The organism is Halomonas marinisediminis (assembly GCF_004347715.1).
Classification (GTDB): Bacteria; Pseudomonadota; Gammaproteobacteria; order Pseudomonadales; family Halomonadaceae; genus Halomonas; species Halomonas icarae.
In genome coordinates, this window is record NZ_SLTR01000870.1 from 1 (window position 1) to 220 (window position 220).

The 220-nt window shown below is 67.7% G+C and carries 1 protein-coding gene; it reads left to right on the plus strand.

Translation table 11 applies throughout. The annotated features are described in order from the left end of the window. Window positions 1-220 (plus strand): winged helix-turn-helix domain-containing protein (locus E0702_RS18815; protein WP_132045961.1); only part of this gene is annotated, 220 nt, incomplete at both ends.

Sequence of the window (220 nt, forward strand, 5' to 3'; positions counted from 1 at the left end):
TCGCGGGCACGCTCGAGACCGCGGGCGGCGTCGTCCAGCTCCGCACCCGGGAGCTGCGCCTGTTCGAGACCTTCGCCAACGCGCCGGGACAGATCTTCTCGAAACCGGCCCTGGTGGACCGGCTGTTCTCCTTCGACGAGGATGTGACCGAGAACGCGATCGAGGTCTATGTCGCCCGCCTGCGGCGACACCTGGAGCACAGCTCAGTCCGGATCACGAC